Origin of the sequence: Paraburkholderia sp. 32, from assembly GCF_050435345.1 — a bacterium.
Taxonomy (GTDB): domain Bacteria; phylum Pseudomonadota; class Gammaproteobacteria; order Burkholderiales; family Burkholderiaceae; genus Paraburkholderia; species Paraburkholderia tuberum.
This window is the reverse complement of the sequence record NZ_JBNDKD010000001.1, coordinates 2,140,537-2,158,303: the sequence shown is the minus strand read 5'-3', so window position 1 is coordinate 2,158,303 and position 17,767 is coordinate 2,140,537. Positions and strand designations below refer to the sequence as shown.

Annotated in this window: 18 protein-coding genes and 2 pseudogenes; 9 read left to right on the top strand and 11 right to left on the bottom strand. The window is 63.0% G+C overall.

Features of this window, described 5'->3' with window-relative positions; genetic code table 11:
• Positions 1–52: 52 nt before the first annotated feature.
• The 4 genes from OKW26_RS10090 to OKW26_RS10075 form a co-directional block, all read right to left on the bottom strand.
• Positions 53–1,150: a helix-turn-helix domain-containing protein gene (locus tag OKW26_RS10090; RefSeq protein WP_429354208.1), complete on the bottom strand. Its 1,098-nt coding sequence runs from the start codon at positions 1,148–1,150 to the stop codon at positions 53–55.
• A 104-nt stretch (positions 1,151–1,254) separates the two neighbouring features.
• Positions 1,255–1,779: a hypothetical protein gene (locus OKW26_RS10085; protein WP_429353504.1), complete on the bottom strand. Its 525-nt coding sequence runs from the start codon at positions 1,777–1,779 to the stop codon at positions 1,255–1,257.
• 68 nt (positions 1,780–1,847) lie between these two features.
• Positions 1,848–2,108: a hypothetical protein gene (locus tag OKW26_RS10080; protein ID WP_429353503.1), complete on the bottom strand. Its 261-nt coding sequence runs from the start codon at positions 2,106–2,108 to the stop codon at positions 1,848–1,850.
• A 400-nt stretch (positions 2,109–2,508) separates the two neighbouring features.
• A complete protein-coding gene (locus tag OKW26_RS10075) occupies positions 2,509–2,823 on the bottom strand; it encodes a hypothetical protein (RefSeq protein WP_429353502.1) in 315 nt (104 codons plus the stop codon).
• A 466-nt stretch (positions 2,824–3,289) separates the two neighbouring features.
• On the opposite strand from OKW26_RS10075, the gene OKW26_RS10070 reads away from it, so the two are divergent.
• Positions 3,290–3,535 carry a helix-turn-helix domain-containing protein gene (locus OKW26_RS10070; protein WP_187620005.1) on the top strand — a complete coding sequence of 82 codons (246 nt, stop codon included), beginning with the start codon at positions 3,290–3,292 and terminating at the stop codon, positions 3,533–3,535.
• A gap of 900 nt (positions 3,536–4,435) precedes the next feature.
• On the opposite strand, the gene OKW26_RS10065 is transcribed toward OKW26_RS10070, so the two are convergent.
• Positions 4,436–5,257 (bottom strand): hypothetical protein, encoded by an 822-nt coding sequence (locus tag OKW26_RS10065; RefSeq protein WP_429353501.1) that lies wholly within the window; start codon positions 5,255–5,257, stop codon positions 4,436–4,438.
• Positions 5,258–5,421: 164 nt separating this feature from the next.
• Positions 5,422–5,769 (bottom strand): hypothetical protein, encoded by a 348-nt coding sequence (locus OKW26_RS10060; RefSeq protein WP_429353500.1) that lies wholly within the window; start codon positions 5,767–5,769, stop codon positions 5,422–5,424.
• Positions 5,770–5,846: 77 nt separating this feature from the next.
• Between OKW26_RS10060 and OKW26_RS10055 the strand changes: the two genes are divergently transcribed.
• From OKW26_RS10055 to OKW26_RS10020, 8 genes are all read left to right on the top strand, one after another.
• Entirely contained in the window at positions 5,847–6,215 is a 369-nt protein-coding gene (locus OKW26_RS10055) for a DUF2946 domain-containing protein (RefSeq protein ID WP_429353499.1), read from the top strand.
• A gap of 91 nt (positions 6,216–6,306) precedes the next feature.
• Positions 6,307–8,490: a TonB-dependent receptor gene (locus OKW26_RS10050; protein ID WP_429353498.1), complete on the top strand. Its 2,184-nt coding sequence runs from the start codon at positions 6,307–6,309 to the stop codon at positions 8,488–8,490.
• Between the two features lie 25 nt (positions 8,491–8,515).
• Positions 8,516–9,754: a sialidase family protein gene (locus OKW26_RS10045; RefSeq protein ID WP_429353497.1), complete on the top strand. Its 1,239-nt coding sequence runs from the start codon at positions 8,516–8,518 to the stop codon at positions 9,752–9,754.
• Positions 9,751–10,224 (top strand): TlpA family protein disulfide reductase, encoded by a 474-nt coding sequence (locus OKW26_RS10040; RefSeq protein WP_429353496.1) that lies wholly within the window; start codon positions 9,751–9,753, stop codon positions 10,222–10,224. The genes OKW26_RS10045 and OKW26_RS10040 overlap by 4 nt, the downstream gene beginning before the upstream one ends.
• A gap of 29 nt (positions 10,225–10,253) precedes the next feature.
• Positions 10,254–10,970 carry an energy transducer TonB gene (locus OKW26_RS10035; protein WP_429354207.1) on the top strand — a complete coding sequence of 239 codons (717 nt, stop codon included), beginning with the start codon at positions 10,254–10,256 and terminating at the stop codon, positions 10,968–10,970.
• 31 nt (positions 10,971–11,001) lie between these two features.
• Complete coding sequence (locus OKW26_RS10030) at positions 11,002–11,721, top strand: MotA/TolQ/ExbB proton channel family protein (protein WP_429353495.1); 720 nt, start codon at positions 11,002–11,004, stop codon at positions 11,719–11,721.
• 21 nt (positions 11,722–11,742) lie between these two features.
• Complete coding sequence (locus OKW26_RS10025; protein WP_429353494.1) at positions 11,743–12,162, top strand: ExbD/TolR family protein; 420 nt, start codon at positions 11,743–11,745, stop codon at positions 12,160–12,162.
• A gap of 70 nt (positions 12,163–12,232) precedes the next feature.
• Positions 12,233–12,676 carry a copper chaperone PCu(A)C gene (locus OKW26_RS10020; RefSeq protein ID WP_429353493.1) on the top strand — a complete coding sequence of 148 codons (444 nt, stop codon included), beginning with the start codon at positions 12,233–12,235 and terminating at the stop codon, positions 12,674–12,676.
• 239 nt (positions 12,677–12,915) lie between these two features.
• On the opposite strand, the pseudogene OKW26_RS10015 reads toward OKW26_RS10020, so the two are convergent.
• The 5 genes and pseudogenes from OKW26_RS10015 to OKW26_RS09995 form a co-directional block, all read right to left on the bottom strand.
• Positions 12,916–13,959 (bottom strand): annotated as a pseudogene (locus OKW26_RS10015) (transposase); the annotation flags it as partial.
• A gap of 56 nt (positions 13,960–14,015) precedes the next feature.
• Positions 14,016–14,747 (bottom strand): annotated as a pseudogene (locus OKW26_RS10010) (IS6 family transposase).
• 141 nt (positions 14,748–14,888) lie between these two features.
• Complete coding sequence (locus OKW26_RS10005) at positions 14,889–15,941, bottom strand: FecCD family ABC transporter permease (RefSeq protein ID WP_429353492.1); 1,053 nt, start codon at positions 15,939–15,941, stop codon at positions 14,889–14,891.
• Positions 15,942–15,943: 2 nt separating this feature from the next.
• On the bottom strand, positions 15,944–16,951 hold the full coding sequence (locus tag OKW26_RS10000) for an ABC transporter substrate-binding protein (protein ID WP_429353491.1): 1,008 nt from the start codon (positions 16,949–16,951) through the stop codon (positions 15,944–15,946).
• Positions 16,948–17,757 carry an ABC transporter ATP-binding protein gene (locus OKW26_RS09995; RefSeq protein ID WP_429353490.1) on the bottom strand — a complete coding sequence of 270 codons (810 nt, stop codon included), beginning with the start codon at positions 17,755–17,757 and terminating at the stop codon, positions 16,948–16,950. Before OKW26_RS09995 ends, OKW26_RS10000 begins: the two co-directional genes overlap by 4 nt.
• Positions 17,758–17,767: the final 10 nt, after the last annotated feature.

Here is a 17,767-nt window from a genome sequence, read left to right as displayed (position 1 = left end):
ATACCCCGCCCTGCCGCCCGGGCGCGACGCTGCATACGCCCCGTTGGGCCGCTTACGACCCGTCGAGGCGATGTTCCATCGCAATACAGACGACGTCCGCGGCCAGCGAAAGGTTCGCCGCTTTCGCCGGCCTGCGGGTGCCGGCCACCGCCTTGCCAGGATCCGCACCGGTGATCCGCCGCGACAGTATTTCGCCGGCGAATGCCGCAGCGTGCTCCATGGACAGCGAAGGCCCCAGCAGGTCACGCATGCGGCCATCAGAAACGGCGGTCGTGAACGAAAAGCCCGCCGCGCCCACCGCCAGCATGGCATCCAGCACCGGAATCCTGAAGGCGAACCCGGCTGCGCGCGCGACCATGCGCGCGACGGTCTGGCGTGCGTGCGACGGATCGATCCCGTATGAGACGGCGAGGTCGACCAGTGGCCAGCGATGCGCGCCCACCCCATAGCGGTGGGCCAGCAGGTCGGCATCGCGCGCGGCCGTTGCATCGAGCGGCTGCTCCGGTTGGAGCAGGTTGCGTCCGCGGGTGGCGAGGCACGCCGCGACGCGATGGATGGCAGCCTCGAGCGTTTCCGTGCCTATCGTCACGCGCCAGCGGCCATCGCCTACCCCGGGATGCGACGCCGGCGGCGCCAGCAGGTGCCCGGGCGCGAGCAGCAGGGCGCGCTCCCAGGTGCGAAGGCGCGCCACGGTGAGCGCCTTCGGAAACGTCCCCTGCTCCCACTGCAACAGCGTGGGACGGGACACATGGCAGGCGCGCGCCACCTCCGCAACGCACAGGCCCAGTTCACTGCGCAGCCGCCGCGCGTGAGGGCCGATCTCGCGGCACCGGGCGGCGGGGATCCGTGACTGAGGATCGCCGTCTGCGCGGGCGACGGCATCCGCTGCATTGAACACGGGGTCCGGCAACGGTTGCGTTTCAGGACCGGGTAGCCATCCCGGCGGCACCTGCAGGGCCGCCTCCAGCGCGTTCACGGTGACGGCTGCGACGGTGTGCGGCCACCTTCCCTTCTCCCGGTGCACCAGGGCCGGTTTCGCCACCCCCGCCCTGACCGCCAGATCGTCCTGTGTCATCGCTGACGCCTTGCGTCGGTCCCGCAGGCGCTGTGCAATCCGCGGTACATCTGATCGTGGAATCCACACACGCATCCCGGCCATCCTGATCCCCTTCATGAGGCTGTTTCTGTCTGAGCGAAGAAATGCGTCCGCACGTCCGCAGACCGGACGACGGCCCGGCCGGCAGCCGCCCGGCTTCAACCGGTACACGCATAGGCATTGGCGCGCGCGTCATGCAGCGCATGGTGCTCGCCGCCATGGCGCGCGTAGTAGGCGGCGCGTCGCTCCGGGTTGCGCGTGCCTGCGATGTTCTCGAGCCGCCAGCCACGCGGCAGCGGGCCGCCCAGCAGGAACCGCAACAGGGCCAGGTCCGTCTCGTAGTCGTAGCACAGCACCGGCCCGGAGTCGCCCGGCACCGCCACGAGCCATGCGCGCAGTGCCTCGCGCAGCGCTGCAAACGGCATCGCGCGCCCCTCGGACTGGCCGAGCTGCGGCAGTACCACGGCGCGGACAAAGTCGCTGCACAGCGCCGGATCGAAATCGGTCCGCTCGCCGTAGAACTCGTACCCGTGCTCGCCCACGAGGGCGAGACTGAGCAGCTGGCACTGCCGGAAGTCGGTGAATTCCGTGTCGAGGAAATACCGGTTGTTCCAGCCGGCCTGCGGCTCGGGTTCAGCCGGCAGTGGCCAGCGCATTGCGCCGTGAAAGTGTGTATCCGTCATGTCCGCTACTTCGTCATTTTGCCGTCGGCTCGCCCGGTGTCATCCAGCGCGACCCCGCCCGGGGCTGATCAGGGCTTGTCGCCGTCTTCCCTGCGCGCGTCTAACCCGGCCTGCACCTCCGGCACCGACACCATGCGGTGTTCGCGCGCGCCGCGGATCCGCCGCAGCGGCCCGGCGAGCACCGTCACGTGGGTGGGAAACGGGATCGGGACGGCCCCGGTCGCCCCGGTCACGTCGTCGCGGGTCGCACGCACGAAGCGCCGTAGCCGCGCGCGCAGCGTTTCGGAGGTCTCGTCTGGAAGCGCTATCGCCCGCTTGCGTCTGCTCATGTCGATCCCTTTTTGAAGCCGCAGCCGATGCGCCTGTGGTGCGCTGGCCGCGATAAGGCGGATCTGGGGTGTCCATTTAACCGGAGTTAGCGATTTGCCTCTGCGGGCGGCTCAGGAAGGTCGCTCTAAGCTGGGCGGATATCCGCGTTGCCTCCGCCGTCCTCCCGGATGACCACAGGACGGGCTGACGAAGCCGCAAGGCCATCGCAGCCATTCCAGTCCAGCAGCCTGCATCAGTCGGGAACAAGCCTGAAACTCCCAAGGAACCCAAGGTATTGGGTGCTGGCGTGGGACCTTCCATTGCCCCTGTCTACGCTCAACTCCGGTTAAATGGACACCCCGGAGGCGGATTATCACGGCGCCCCCTCTCCTCACCGGTGCATCGCCCTGCGAGCCAGGATTAGGCACTAGCCGGTGCGGCTGGCGCCTTCGCGCGCCAGAGCCGCCTGCCGCGCGCGGGCTGTGTCGCCAGCGCATACGGCACCGACAACGTCCGCCCCGCAGCGGTCGTGAACCGGGTCACCGTGAGCAGTTGCTTGCCCTGGCCGCGATGTTCGTACTCGGTTGCGCCCACCCGGATCTCGCAAAGCGGTTCGAGCGTCCACTGGCCGACCTCCCGTGCCAGCCGCGTACTCAGTACGGCCGCGTCGCGCAGAACGACATCCCCTCCGACGAACTGCTCGAGCGTCGCAGCGGTTGCGGGCAGGTCCAGCATCACGATCGTCGGGACGGCCCGCGAGCGCGCCCGCGACACCCTGAGAATCAGGACGTCCCGCGGTAACAGTTGCTGAACCGCTGACCATACCCCCCTGCCCGGCAACCCGCCGAAAGGCACGTTCAACGCAGGCACACGGTTAATTTCACTTGTTACAAACATACAGCTACGACCTCAAACGCTTTCATTACCAACGAACTGCTCGCCGAGCATGTGGTCTTCGCGACAAGAGTCGACGAAAAAGAACCCACAGACAGACGACCGACAAAATTCCCGCCACCTTATTCACTTATCCCGCGTCTACGCTCGCCGCCACGCCCGCACTGCGCCAGCCGTTGCCGACTGAGGCGGAGGACGCTTTCAACCCGACATTAGAAACGTGACCCAAAAGTAAAAAGACCATCGCCCTCAAAAATGGGTCGTAAATGCCGTGGCCAAACGACCATCATACCGCGACCATCATGGGATGCAAAGGGTATCGGTCAAAATGGACGATGCGGGACACCTAGCCGCCATAGGCGCGACGGTTCGCGCTCGTCGGCAGGAATTCGGTGTCTCACAGGAGGCCCTTGCGCATGCGACGGGAATTGACCGCAGCCATATGGGGCGAATCGAGCGAGGGGAACGCAACCTATCTGTTCTAAACCTCATTCGAATTGCTGACGCCCTACACATTCCACCGTCGAAACTTTTCAAAAGCGCTGGTCTTTGAGGCGAAATTGAATCGATCGATTGCAGTTCAGAGCGATGCCCTATTTACCTCCCGTCTCGTGTAGACATCAAATGAGCCTCAATCGTCAGAAGTAGCTAGTGACGACGCGGCACCGATCCTGCTGCCGCGAAGAAGCTCGCCGGGAAATCTACAGGCCACAACATTCAGGTCATGTCTTACGTCCATCTCTACATGAATGCTCTCTGTGTTATTTAGTTAAGCATACTAAATATAAATTTCGCTCTTTTCTTTTATGTCAAATTGGATGGCGAAGCATGCGCCATGCGATGCGAACAATCAAGACAGATTTTTTCGCGACAGCGCCCAAACGGTAGCAGCCTCACAAGTCCAAAACTCGCGATTTGAAACGCCTGCTACGAGCAGGCGTTTTTAAGTATTGGTTTGCGTCACGAAAGGCCGCAACTTTAGCTAGCCGCACGAACAATCGTGCCGCCAAGCGATGGCCGCAAAAAGCAGTTTTGCAACGAGGGGGCTGCGTTTCGCCGTAGCGCCTACGTTTGGCACCCGTGCCGATACCCGCTACTCAGTCAGACGGGCCGCGCTGAGCCGCGCGACAACCGCCACACTCCGCAGATACGCCGATGTCATCCGCAGCCCCGATACGGTCTGACACTCCTGACGCTAGACGCCGGGCCGTGGTATAAGCGCGCGCAAAATCAAAAAGGGCTCGCGCATGTACACCGTACGGCAGTGGCTTTACCTGACCACTATTGAACTACACGCCTGGATCGTCTACCTACGCCGGAAACGCATCCGCGTCGCCCGGCGTGACAGTCAGGTATGGTTTGTTCGATGCTGCGCGTTTGTGACCTTTGCAGGTCTCGCCCGATTTTCGACCAAAATCCTCGTAGTAGCGTTTGACGCGCTGCACATCACACATTAGATTTTCTGGACCTGAAGCACCAGCACGATCTCAGAGCGGGACCTCGACCTGTTGTGCCCATCCAGAAACCACGGCAGAAAGCGCTGCCCATCATTGGCCGTCGAGGTCTGATCTTGAATCAGCCCACCGAGCACGATGACCTCACCGTCTTTCATGTCGGCCACCGTCCGAAGCGACCATATGGCCAGGTTCACGGCCGGAACGCTCAGCTTGAACGCATTCGCATCCGAATCCGTCGAACCGGAGCCAACGCCGACGGTCCCGCCGAATGCCTTCACCGCGATAGAAAACCCGGAGTTGGCCGAATCGGTACCGTCCACCTCATACGCCCGCCCGCGTACTACCGCCTCCCCCGTCGCCGTATACAGTTCCGCCAGAACCTTGCGAGCACGCTGCAACTCGTCAGCGGAGCCGGACAGCACTAGCTGATCCGTGGACTGATCGATCTGCCCGGCCGCCGACGCGGCAGGAACCTGAACAGAGACCTTCTCACCGACCGGCGCAGCCAACGGCTTGTCCGAGGTCATGCGAGCCGACAGCAGCGCCTGCAACAGCCGCGCAAGGTAATCGGCACGCCGATGCCTGTGCATGTACACCAGCGTCCGCACGTTGCGCTTCTCCGGTGCGTCCTTCGCCTTGCTCACGAACGACACACCATCACGCACATCGACGCGACACCCGAGCGACGCAAGGAACTGCGCCGCGAACTGCCGTATGTCGCCCTGATCGCGGTCAAACCGGAACGACACCGGGCGGTCATCCGTCAACACGGCCGGGTCCACGACATACGGAGCATCAAGCAGTTCGGCGTAGATCAAGTCAATCACCTGCGCGACCGGCACGAAACGCAACACGGATGGTAAGTGGCTCAAATTCGGCCTACCACAGTCATCTGAGTGCGCCGCCGATAGATAACCGCTTCATGAATTAATGGGGACGCTCGAGTGACACAGCGCGGGATTTGCTTACTGCGTCAACGTCATCAAAAAAAGTCTTCCGCCATCGGGGTGGGCACCATCGCCTTGATTTCGCGAAATACGGCTTTGGCTACCTCGCTGGTCGATCGGGATCCCTCGTCCTCATCGACGCCGCCCCCTGACGAACTTGAAGTTTGCGTGAATGGTGGAACAGTACCGAACAAAGACCTGGTTGCAAACTCGCTCACGATTCCGTTCATCGCCTCGTTCTCGTCGGTGAGCTGCGGAGCGAACGTTATCTCATTTACAAAGTGAAAAACCATACTGGTGCACGCACCAACAATATGCTCGGTTTCCGCCGCCAAATCGTTCAGGCTGGCAATTAGGTGTTCTGGTTGCGCGAGGCGCTTCACTCTATCCCGGACGGCCCCCGCTGCACACGAAACCTAAAGATGCTAAAGTCGCACCGCAAAAAATTTATGTAAACCGGATGAATTCGCACGCACACCGTCGACTGACTGCCTGGCTCGGCATGATCGCCATATGGCTGATCGTGCTGGTGCCTGTCGCCAGCCAGTTGCTCGTTGCGGCCAGAAACGCTGAACCCGTCGCCGCAATGTGTACGGTGAGTACGCCGTCCGCCGAAACGCGGCCCGCTCATGGCAATGGAATGATCGCCTGCGGCTATTGCGATCTGTTGGTGGATCACGCCGCCTTGCCGACCATTGACCCGCCGCTGCCGGTTCTCGTCATGCTCGTGACGCTGGTTGCGCTGCCCGTTCTATCCACCCGCTTCACGCCTCTCGGCGGTTTTCCGTCCGGAAGACCACGCGCACCACCCGTCTTTTCCCGATCGTAATTCCCGGCCCACGCGACGCCCGACCGGCACGTCGTGGGCGCATCGAGCCGCCATGCGGCGCGACCAGTCACGACTCGAGAAAACACAGCAAATGAAGCGCCCTCTGCTCGCCACTTCGGTGGCGTTGATGTTGCCTGCCCAGCTGGCTTTCGCCGACAGTTCGGGCACACCCGTCGAACTGCCGCAGATCGTCGTCAGCGCCAGCCGCGACGAGGCAACCCTCGCGGAAATGCCCCAGAGCACGACCATCATCACCCGGCAGCAAATCGACAACAGCCCCGCGCAATCGCTTGACCAGTTGCTGCGCAACGTCGCCGGCGTCAACCTCAGTAGCGTCCCCACGGCCTCCAAAGATCCAACCGGGCAGTCGCTCGGCATGCGAGGACTCGGCAACTCGACCGTGCTCGTCCTGCTGGACGGCGTGCCGATCATGGACCCGTTCTATGGAACCGTGCAGTGGTTCAAGGTGCCGCTCGACAATATCGAACGCATCGAGATCGTGCGCGGCGGCTCGGTCGTGTGGGGCAATATGGCCGTCGGCGGCGTGATCAACATCATTACCCCGAAACCGACGGACAACCGCACGACGGTGTCGGCAAGTTACGGCAGTTTCGGCACGAAGAACGTATCGCTGAACCAGAACCTCAAGGTCAACGACGCACTGGCTTTCCACTTTTTCGTCAGCCAGTCCGACTCGCCGGGCTATCAGCTGACACCGTCGTCGTACCTCTGGCGCTATCCGGACAAGGGGCCGGTCTGGACCCGCCAGACTAATGCCCAGTTGACGGCTTATCTGCATCCTTCGGCTGACCTGCAGGGTTACCTGCGTTTCGGCTACCACGTCAACAACGAAGAGATCTCGTATCAGTACGGCCAGAACAAGCAGACCAGCCCGGATTTCGCGGCAAGCCTCACCAAGACGCTCGACAAGCAAAGCTCGCTGACCGCGACCGCCTGGGCCCAGGAAGTGTCGTTTGACAAGCACAACGGAGCGACCTGTTACTGGAAAACCACGGGCGGCTGCCTGTCGTTGTCCTCCACGCTTACTGGCTTGCCGGCCTCGGCGGCGGACGACCCCGTCGACCAGTACTACACCCAGTACGGAGACCAGAGCTACCACGAGAGCGGGTTTTCGACGACGTATTCGAGAACGATCGGCAAGATATGGCGGGATGTCCAGGTCGGGGTCGATTATCGGCGCCTTAGCGCGTCCGACAGCGAGTCGATCTACAACGCACCTACCGTTTATGGCCTGCCGACAGGGTCATTGGCGGCGTCAGTGTCCGGCAGTGGCGTGCAGAACTACGGCGGCCTGTTCCTGCAAACCCGGATCGCCCCGATCGACTCGCTCCTCATCACACTCGCCGGGCGGCTGGATCATTTCTCCAGCAGTATCACGTCCACGGAGGGTGACAATCCGCAACTCGGCGGCGGCACCACGGAAACGCGCTTCGATCCGAGTATTTCGGCACGCTACTTCGTCACCGACGACCTGTCGCTGCGCGCATCGGTGAACCAGACGTTTCGCGGCCCCGGTCTGAACAACACCTTGCGCTCCTACGGCAGCGCAGCGTCGACGCCGTCGATCGCAGATCCTTCGCTCGTTCCGCAGGACATGCTGGAGCGGGAGATCGGCCTCGACTACGAGCGCGGCGGCCTGGATCTGAGCGCGACCTACTTCCTCTACTCGATCCGCAACACGATCCTGTCGACGACCAGCCCCGCATCGGGCGCGCCGTCCGCTTACCAGCAGCAGTTGTGCGAAGACTTCCTCGCGGGCTCATCGAGCACATCCTGCAACTTCTACAGCAATGCGGGCAACGAGCGATCCCAGGGCGTTGAGCTGATCGGTTCGTACAAGGTCTCGCCTTGGCTGAGCTTCAACGGATCGTTCACGTTTACCGACGCCGTCCTCACCAGCACGTCGACGAACACGCCGACTAACGTCCAGATTGCCGGTATTCCGAAACTGGTCGGCAACTTCGGCGTCACCTGGAGTCCGCTCCGCAAGCTCACCCTCCAGGCTCAGGCGCATTACATCGGGCGGATGAACTACTACAGTTCGGTGACGGCCGGCACGCATTCGCAAGGCTCGAACACGGTCTTCGACATCGGCTGCCGCTATCAGATCACGCCTGCCATCGATCTGACGCTGGCCGTAAACAATCTGTTCAATCGCACCTATACGGACAGCACCTGGACGTATAACCAGCCGTACACGCAGACGCTGTCGCCTCCCCGTATGGCCTTCGTCGGCATGCGGGCCGCGTTCTGACCACACGCATAGCACGGAGAACACGATGTTTCTGCCACCAATCTTCCGGACCTTCATCGCGACGGCTGTCGCGCTCACGCTCGCACTGCTGCTGGCGAGCCGCGCCGACGCGCAGACGATGCCCGGCATGTCCATGATGCATCACATGGCGGCCCGCCCCTGCGAGTCGGCGCAGCCGCTCGGGTGTGCCGATGCGGCGACCCCGGCATTGGCACCGGACGGCACGGTGCTGCTGACCTGGACGCAGAACCAGCAGGTCTGGTTCGCCCGCTCGAAAGATCTTGGGCAGAGCTGGACACTGCCCCTCCGAGTCGGCGATGTCAGCTCGGGCTTCGACGGCGGCGGCGACGCGCGGCCGCAACTGGTCGCCGACGCGGCGGGGCACGTGCTGATCGCGTACGACACCTTCAAGGACCAGCATTGGAACGCGCAGATCTGGCTCGCCTCATCGTCCGACGGCGGCGCGCATTTCGACGCGCCACGCGCGTTCGAGCCGGCGGCCGTGAGCCAGCGGATGCCGGTGCTCGATGTGGCGGCATCCGGCAAGATCCTGATGGTCTGGCAGGACAAGCGGCTGAGCGGGCCGCAAAAGCTTCCTGGCGCTTCCATCGCGTACGCGTGGTCCGACGACGGCGGCAGAACGTTTTCGCAGTCGGCCCTCGCGGCGGATGTCAGCTGCGAGTGCTGCCGCATCGGCGTGACGAACGGTCCCGACGGGGCGCCAATTCTGGCGTTCCGGACCATATTCCCCGGCGAGGTGCGCGACCATGTGGTCCTTCGTTTCCTGCCTTCTGGACTCCCAGGCAAGCCGCAGCGGGTATCGGTCGATGACTGGGTGACCGACGCTTGTCCGCATCAGGGACCGTCGATCGCGGTTTCGGGAAACGGGACGATACACGTCGTCTGGTACACCCAGGGCAAGGCGCGCCAGGGCTTGTTCTACGCAAGATCGAACGGCGACGGATCGGCCTTCGGCGATCCGCAGCGTCTCGGCAAGCCGGACGACGTCACCTCGCGCCCGCTCGTGTTCGCGCACGGCGATCAGGTATGGCGAGTCTGGAAGGCATTCGATGGCCACGCTTCGCAGGTGCTGATCCAGCATTCGCGCAACAATGGCCGCGACTGGAGCGCGCCGTCCGTCATCGACAGCGCCGTGGGCCGCTCGGACCATCCGCTGCTGATCGGCAACAAGGATCATGTCTTCCTGTCGTGGCTCAGCAACGAGCACGGCTATCAACTCATCGAACTGAAGGACCTGCAATGAAGCGCCGTCAAGTCCTGCTCGCGCTGTTGTGCCTGTCGATCTGCAAATTCGCGGGAGCCACTGAGCTGCAGTGGTATGACGCGGACAGCTGGAACGCGATGAAGCATGCGCATGCGTCGCGCCCCTGGATCGTCCATCTGTGGGGAATGAGCTGCGATCCGTGCCGCAAGGAAATGCCGGCCTGGGGCCGATTCGTGCATGACCATCCGGGAACCCAGGTCACGTTCATCGAAGTCGAGCAGGCCGCGCCGCCCGAGGTACAGTCGGCGCTCGCTCAGGCCGGGCTCGCCGGCAGCGATCAGTGGCTAAGCGCGGACGGTTTCGACGCCGCCCAACGCTATGCGATCGATCGTCACTGGGGCGGGGAAATCCCATTTACATTGCTCGTTTCGCCGGCTGGCAAGTTGCAGACCATCACGGGAGCGGTGGACTTTCGCCGGCTTGCCGCCTGGGCTGGAACACGAAAGTGAACTCCGCATCGCAAGACGCGCTTCCTTCAATGGCGCCCAGCGCGCGTTATCGCGTGGCCTATGCAACGGTCATTGTCGCGGCGCTGCATCTGGCGCTCGCGGCGTTCTTTCTGACGAAGCGCGAGCGAATCCCTGTCGTCGCACCGCAATCCCATGTGATCACCGCTGAGCTTCTGCAGTCGGCACCGGTTGCCCCCGCCACGCCGATTCAGTCGATGCCCGCCGTTGCGCCGAAGCCAGTGCCAGTCGTCACGCGTGTGAAACCGGAGAAACGAAGCGAACCGAAACCGGGTCCCGCCCCGGCCCCGGTACCGGCCACGCCGGTTCCACCGCACCAGCAGGTGCAAATTCAGACACCCGCCGCTTCGCCACTGTCGCCGGTGGCATCGGCGACAGCATCGGCGCCGTCGGTGGCGCCGGCATCCGCGACGCCGTCGACAGGCAAACCCGTGATGGCGCTGAGCACCCCCAGGAATGTGTCGCACCTCGACTGCCGGATCGTCGCCCCCGACTACCCGACCCGCTCGAAGCGACTCGGTGAAACCGGCACAGCATACGTTCGTTTCGTGGTCGGCCTCACCGGGCAGATCGAAGACATTGAACTGAAGAAGAGCAGTGGCTTCGACCGCCTCGACGCCGCCGCGCTCGATGCGATGCGCGCGAGCGCGTGCAAACCCTACCTGGAGAACGGCGTGCCCGTGCGCGCGGCCTATACCCAGCCCTTCGATTTCGCTTTAGGTGATTGAAGCCAACAGACCGTTGGCAAAAGGAGTTGCAATGCAAAGCTATGGAATTGCCCATGTGTGGGCACAAGGCGATCTCGTGACGCGCGCCATCGCGCTCGCGCTCCTGATCATGTCGATCCTTTCATGGAGCGTGATCGCCGTAAAAACATGGAATGTCGTCGCCCTGAAGCGACTGACAAGGAGCGCCGAACAATCGTTCTGGTATTCGGGCGACTTCGACGAAGGTATCGGGAAACTTGACGGCGACACGCGCGGCGACAATCCGTTCCTCACGCTGGCGCGCTCGGGCCAGGAAGCTGCGAGACATCATCGCCAGACGCAGCAGCAGTTGCGCGACCGCATGGACGTCTCGGACTGGATAACGCGCTGTCTCAAGGACAGCATGGACGATTCGGTTGCGAAAATGCAGAGCGGTCTCGCCGTCCTCGCCTCGATCGGCAGCACTGCCCCGTTCGTTGGCCTGTTCGGCACGGTATGGGGCATCTATCACGCGCTTCTGACCATCGGCGAGACAGGCCAGACCTCTATTGGCGCGGTCGCCGGACCGGTCGGAGAAGCGCTGATCATGACGGCATTCGGACTTTTCGTCGCCATTCCAGCGGTACTCGGCTATAACGCGCTCACGCGCGCAAACCGGAGCATCGTGACCCGGTTGAACCGGTTTGCGCATAGTCTGCATGCATTCTTCGTGACAGGCGAACGACTATCGCCGGCAAAGGGCGGCTTGCGTGTGGCCGCGCAGGGACAATGACAACGTAGACAGAGGTTTGCAATGGCAACGAATCCCTTTACCAACGATGAAGACGATGGCTTGATGAGTGAAATCAACATGACGCCGCTAGTCGACGTCATGCTGGTTCTGCTGATCGTGTTCATGGTGACGATACCCGTGATTCGTCATGCCGTGAGAATCGATCTGCCTCGTGCGGGCAGTCAGACGGAAGACACGAAACCCGCCCACGTTGATGTCTCGATCGAGGCGGACGGCACGGTGTTGTGGAACGGTACGCGCGTCGACGAAAACGCATTGCGTGGGAAGATCGCGATGGCTGCGCAGGCTCAGCCGCAGCCGGAACTGTATCTGCGCGCGGATCGCCGGGTCGCGTATGAAAAGGTCGCCCAGCTCATGTCGGCGGCCCAGCTTGGTGGGCTCACGAAGATCGGCTTCGTGACTGTTCCGGCGACACCATGAAATCTCGCGTGCGTCGGCGACAACGGATGTTGCCCTGATTCCCTCTCAAATCCCAAACAGGAGATAAACCATGCACCGCATTCTTCGCCCGATCGCGATTGCCCTGCCTCTTTCCGCGATGTCGCTCGCCGCAGCGGCTGCACCCGACGCCATGATGGTCTCGGATTGCTGGATTCGCTCGATGCCCGGCGATGTGCCGTCGGGTGGCTATTTCAAGCTGATGAACATGAGCGACAAGCCTGTCGAACTCACGGGCGTCTCCACGGACGCCTTTGGAATGTCGATGCTGCATGAGACGCAAACCAGCGGAAGCACATCGAAGATGATCATGGTGAATAAGGTCACTGTACCCGCCAACGGGACGCTTGCATTCGCGCCGGGCGGCTATCACGTCATGTTCGAAAAGGCCAGGAAGCCACTTGCGGTCGGCTCGACAATTCCCGTGACATTTGCGTTCAACAACGGCGAGAAAATTCAGGCGCAGTGCGCTGTGAAAAACGCGGCAGGACAATGAGCACATCAGCAGCCTGGTGGCGAGTTGGCCGCCAGACGTGGGCGCCAGGCACAAACCCATGCCGGTTTTAGCGCTGGCACTCGATCTCAGTTCTGGTCTGGATTGGGCGGCCGGTTATCCGCAGACTGTGTTGAAAAAGTCTTGTTTTGGTCGGAGACGCCGCAGTTGGCGGCATGTTTTCGAGTGGTGGCGATCGGCGAAGCGGCAAACTTGAACGAGGCAACGGTCCCCGTTGCTCGTCATGCAACTGCCTGGTTCATCTGCTTGCTTCCTGGCATGAGCCGCTTGGCCATTCTTCGCAGGTTTTGCGCAGTCGCTGCCATCGGGAATTCGTCGTGGGCGCCACGTGGACCCCGCAGTCGCAGACGGTCCAGCTTCAAAATGCGTTTAAGATGGGCAAAGAGCATTCCCACCTTCTTTCGCTCACGGCAAGATCGCTTGTATTCAGGCGTCTTCGCAATACGCCTCGTTTCGTCACGCGCAGCTTCATGGATGCTGCGGACGATCTTGCGGAATGGTGTATTCGGACAGCAGCTATCCTTCATCGAACAGCTTTCGCAGTCGAACTGCCTTGCCCGATAGATGATCGTGTCAGCCTTCGTGACGCGTGAGCGCGGATTTCTGGACTTGCACCGATCACTGCGTAGTGCGTGACCGGTGGGACAGCGGTATTCATTGGCCAGTTCATCCCATTGGAACTCGCTGCTGGACAATGTATTGTCCTTGCGCGTCGTTTTGTCCCAGACGGGAACATGTGCTGCAATTTCCTTCTCGTCGATCATCCAGGCAAGCATAGCTGCCGAGCCATACGCGGTGTCGCCTGCAAGACGTCGAGGTTTGAGATCATGCCGCCGCTCAACGCGGTCAATCATCGTCCTGGTTGATTCCACTTCGTGCGAGCGGTTCGCGGGCGTCGCCTCGACGTCAACGATGATTCCTGCCTGCAGGTCAATCAGATAATTGGTCGAGTAGGCGAAGAACGCTGGACTACCCTTGGCGGCTGTCCAGCTCGCAGCAGGATCAGTCAGGGATATCTTCTTTGGAGGTGTCGATGTCTCTGCCTCCTCGACCGCGTCTGCGCCGGCCGGATTCGCTTCCTCCAATGCTTTTAGATATTCCCGTACTGCGCGGCTTTGGCCCTTGACGCAACCCCAGTTGATGGACTCAGTACCTGGGACACCGCGTGCAGGGCTTGCATCGGCCCTGATGATGCTTGCGTCAATCGCGAAACCTTCGCCCTTTACGAGACCTTCGGACATGCAGCGACCCAGCACCGACTCGAACGGCGTTGTCACATTAAAGTGTTCGCGTCGCAGTAGTGCGATGAACGGAGCTTTTCTCAAAAAGCGGACGGATTTTGGCTAAGCTCGGTGAAACGATGCCATGCGGCAAAGCGATCGCCGAGTTGTTTGCGGTGGAGCGAGGCACGTAGTAGGTGTCGCTTCAGTGCGAAGTGCTGCCGGATCGGTCCAAAATTCGACAGGAATGCTTGCGTGCGTTCAGGATCGCGGAAACCACGCATGCGGCGCTCGCGTTCTCGCGTGGGTTGATGACTATTTTCGGCCAGGTTGTTCACTCGGGCGCTGGCTTTGACGAAAACGTGCTTCACGTTTGCCAGTTCAGGGATCTCGGCCTTCGCCGCCGGATAGCTGCGCAACTGGTCAGTGACAATCTTGCGCGGCACCTCAGGACAAGCCGCCAGTACACGTTTGAAGAATCGTTTCGCCGCAGCCTTGTCGCGCCGCTTCTGCAGCAGGATATCAAGTTCGGCGCCATGCTGATCGACTGCCCGCCAAAGTAGATAAGGCTCACCGCGTAGCGTCACAAACACCTCATCCAGATGCCACGGTGCCGGGCTTGCGACGAGCAGCCTTGACGCGATGCGAGAAGCCAGCGCTGAATTTGTCGCACCAGCGCCGCACTGTTTCATAGCTGACGATTACGCCGCGCTCGAACAGCAACTCTTCAATGTCGCGCAGGCTCAATTGAAACCGAAATACCAGCGAACGGCGCAACTGATAACGGCGCCCGGGAATCGATGGCGATGGTACAGCGACATGGTTGTCTTCATCGCATCACTCTACCAGCCCGACCAGTTACCGTGACAACGCCCCCCGCAGACGTCTTCAGGGCGGGGCTGGACGGTTGCCTGTAGGCTGGCCGGCTGCGACGTAACCAGCGGTTCCACACTGGCGACATCGGCGAACGGGAGCTACGCCCGTTCGCCCCGTATCAGCCACACAAGGCACGCACCGCCAAAGAGCGAAGTAACGACGCCGATGGGCAGATCGTCGGGCGCGGCGAGCATGCGCGCGGCCACGTCCGACCAGACCAGCAGCACCGCGCCGAAGAGCGCCGACGCGGGCAACAGCCGAGCGTGGCCGGCACCGAGCAGCCGTCGGCACACATGCGGCGCAACCAGCCCGACGAATCCAATTGCACCGCTCACCGCGACCATCGCGGCCGTGACGAGCGAACTCACGACGAACACTTCGCGACGCACCCGCGCGACATCCACGCCGAGCGTTGCGGCGGCGACATCGCCACTCATCAGCGCGTCGAGCTCACGCCGGCGTGCGGCCAGCAGCACCATGCCGCCGGCGGCGAACGCGGCTGGCGCGCCCAGCAGGTCCCATCGCGCCAGTCCAAGACCACCCAGCATCCAGAACAGCACCGACGACGCGGCGCGCTGGTCCCCAAGATAGAGCAGCAGGTTCGCCAGCGCCATCATCACGAACGACACGGATACCCCCGACAGCAGCAGGCGTTGCGAATCGAGCCGGCCGGCGCGCGCACCCAGCGCGACTGCGAGCGACATCGCCGCGAGCGCGCCGGCGAACGCCGTGGCTGGCAGCGTCAGCGGGCCGAACACGGCGCCGAGCCACAGCGTTGCGGTCACCGCGCCGAGCGTCGCGCCCGAACTCACGCCGAGCAGATGCGGATCGGCCAGCCGGTTAGCCGTGGCAGCCTGCAGCGCCACGCCGACCACCGCAAGCGCCGCGCCGACGATCACACCGAGCAATACGCGCGGCAGTCGGATCATCCAGACGATCGCATCCTGCGCATCAGCCGGCACGGCTCCGGCTACATCGCCCGACAGATGATGGAGGAGAATGCGGACGGTCACGCCCGGCGAAACCGGCACCGGTCCGAGCCCTGTTGCGACCATGATCGACCCGGCGAGCACCAGACCCAGCAAGGTGAAGGGAATGAGCGCGCCACGACGTGTTCGCGACGCCGGCCTGCCGCCCGATAGCGTATCCATGCTCAGCGCGCCTCCCCGGTAACGGCACCGGCCAGTGCGCCGAACACCTCCGGATGCAGCCCCCGCGCGAGGGTCTCGACGGCGCCGGCGTTACGCACGCCCGGCGTCGCCGCATCGTAAGGCACGACGATGAAACGGCGTGCGCGCACCGCGTCGACTTTTGCGAGCACCGGATTGCCGGTGAGAAAGCGGATTTTCTGTGTGGCGGTCACGGCGCCATAGTCGACGATGACGATGGCCTGCGGATTGCGTGCGACGACGCTCTCCCAACTGACCTGCGTCCAGCTCTGCTGAACGTCATCCATCACATTGCGACCGCCTGCCGCGTCGATCAGGGCGGTCGGCATCGCCAGCGCCCCGGCCGTAAACGGCTTGTCCTCGCCGCTGTCGTAGACGAACACGCGCGGGCGCACCGGGTCCGGTCCCAGGGCACGCGACACCGTCGCGATACGCGCCTGCATCGACGCGACAACGCTCGCCGCACGCGCGTCTACATTGAAGATCGCGCCGAGGTTGCGCAGGTCGCGATAAACGTCGTCGAGCGACGCCGCCGGCATCGGCATGACGTGTGCGCAGGACTCCGTGAGCTCGTAAGACGCGATGCCGAAGCGTGCAAGCGCCTCAGGCGTGACGGGACCGCCGACGCGCATGCCATAGTTCCAGCCGGCCAGATAGAAATCCGCACCGGCGCCGACGAGCGTCTCGATGGACGGATAGCGGCGCGCCAGTTCCGGGATCGCCGCAAGGCGTACGCGCAGAGACGGATCGTCCGTCTTCCAGCCGCCGATTCCCGTGAACCCCGCCATCCGTGTCCTGAGCCCCAGTGCAAGCATCATCTCCGTCAGGTTCGAATCGTTGCTGACCGCCCTGGCCGGCGCACGCGCGAACGTCACATCGCGGTTGCAGCTGCGCACGGTAACCGGATAATGGCCAGCCTGTGCATACGATGCGGCTGCGCAGAGAATGGTGGCCGCCGTTGCGCGCCAGACAAAAGGTTTCATTTTCGTCATGTCCCGGACTCCGGTCCTGTAATCAGCGTGATGCGCGGACGTCCCGTCACCGGGTGCCGGTCGACAAGCGCATCGACGCCATACACCGTCTTGAGCAAGGGCTCGGTTAGTACCGCCTGCGGCGTGCCGCACGCGACGATCTCTCCCGAGGCAATCACATACAGCCGGTCGCAGAACGCAGCGGCGAGATTCAGGTCATGAATCGTGGCCAACGTGGTGATCCGCTGCCGACGCACGAGGCCGAGCAGTTCGATCTGATGCCGCGGATCGAGATGATTGGTCGGCTCGTCGAGCATCAGCACACGCGGCTGCTGCACCAGTGCACGGGCCAGCAGCGCGCGTTGCCGTTCGCCGCCCGACAGCGAAGCGAACGGCCGCTGCCGGTGCGCATCGAGTTCGACATCGTGCAGCGCGGCGTCGACGAGCGCGGTGTCCACGGCGGTGTCGCCGTCGAGCAGCCCCTTGTGCGGCGTACGGCCCATCGCGACGACCTCTTCCACCGTCAGGCCGAAGTCGTCGGGCGGGTCCTGCTGTACCACCGCGATGCGTTGCGCCGCCCGGCGCCCGGACTTGACCCAGACGTCGTCGCCGTCCAGCCTGACGGCGCCGCTGTGCGGCCTTGCGTAACGGAACGCACACCGCAGCAGGCTCGTCTTGCCGCTGCCGTTGGGTCCGATCAGGCCGACGAATTCGCCCGGCTGCACTTCGAGCACGATCCGCCGCAACAGGCTCTCGCCGTCGTCCGGGCGTCTCGCATCCCGCGACGGCGGCGACCAGCCCAGCCCTTCGATATGCAGTGAGGTCATGGCTTTGCCG

Excerpts from the sequence above, each read along its gene's own strand:
- OKW26_RS10025 (WP_429353494.1), top strand. The coding sequence starts at position 11,743 with ATGGCAACGAATCCCTTTACCAACGATGAAGACGATGGCTTGATGAGT.
- OKW26_RS10085 (WP_429353504.1), bottom strand. The coding sequence starts at position 1,779 with ATGACGGATACACACTTTCACGGCGCAATGCGCTGGCCACTGCCGGCT.
- OKW26_RS10000 (WP_429353491.1), bottom strand. The coding sequence starts at position 16,951 with ATGACGAAAATGAAACCTTTTGTCTGGCGCGCAACGGCGGCCACCATT.
- OKW26_RS10040 (WP_429353496.1), top strand. The coding sequence starts at position 9,751 with ATGAAGCGCCGTCAAGTCCTGCTCGCGCTGTTGTGCCTGTCGATCTGC.
- OKW26_RS10045 (WP_429353497.1), top strand. The coding sequence starts at position 8,516 with ATGTTTCTGCCACCAATCTTCCGGACCTTCATCGCGACGGCTGTCGCG.
- OKW26_RS10070 (WP_187620005.1), top strand. The coding sequence starts at position 3,290 with ATGCAAAGGGTATCGGTCAAAATGGACGATGCGGGACACCTAGCCGCC.
- OKW26_RS09995 (WP_429353490.1), bottom strand. The coding sequence starts at position 17,757 with ATGACCTCACTGCATATCGAAGGGCTGGGCTGGTCGCCGCCGTCGCGG.
- OKW26_RS10050 (WP_429353498.1), top strand. The coding sequence starts at position 6,307 with ATGAAGCGCCCTCTGCTCGCCACTTCGGTGGCGTTGATGTTGCCTGCC.
- OKW26_RS10005 (WP_429353492.1), bottom strand. The coding sequence starts at position 15,941 with ATGGATACGCTATCGGGCGGCAGGCCGGCGTCGCGAACACGTCGTGGC.
- OKW26_RS10055 (WP_429353499.1), top strand. The coding sequence starts at position 5,847 with ATGAATTCGCACGCACACCGTCGACTGACTGCCTGGCTCGGCATGATC.
- OKW26_RS10075 (WP_429353502.1), bottom strand. The coding sequence starts at position 2,823 with ATGCTGGACCTGCCCGCAACCGCTGCGACGCTCGAGCAGTTCGTCGGA.
- OKW26_RS10080 (WP_429353503.1), bottom strand. The coding sequence starts at position 2,108 with ATGAGCAGACGCAAGCGGGCGATAGCGCTTCCAGACGAGACCTCCGAA.
- OKW26_RS10030 (WP_429353495.1), top strand. The coding sequence starts at position 11,002 with ATGCAAAGCTATGGAATTGCCCATGTGTGGGCACAAGGCGATCTCGTG.
- OKW26_RS10035 (WP_429354207.1), top strand. The coding sequence starts at position 10,254 with ATGGCGCCCAGCGCGCGTTATCGCGTGGCCTATGCAACGGTCATTGTC.
- OKW26_RS10090 (WP_429354208.1), bottom strand. The coding sequence starts at position 1,150 with ATGCGTGTGTGGATTCCACGATCAGATGTACCGCGGATTGCACAGCGC.
- OKW26_RS10020 (WP_429353493.1), top strand. The coding sequence starts at position 12,233 with ATGCACCGCATTCTTCGCCCGATCGCGATTGCCCTGCCTCTTTCCGCG.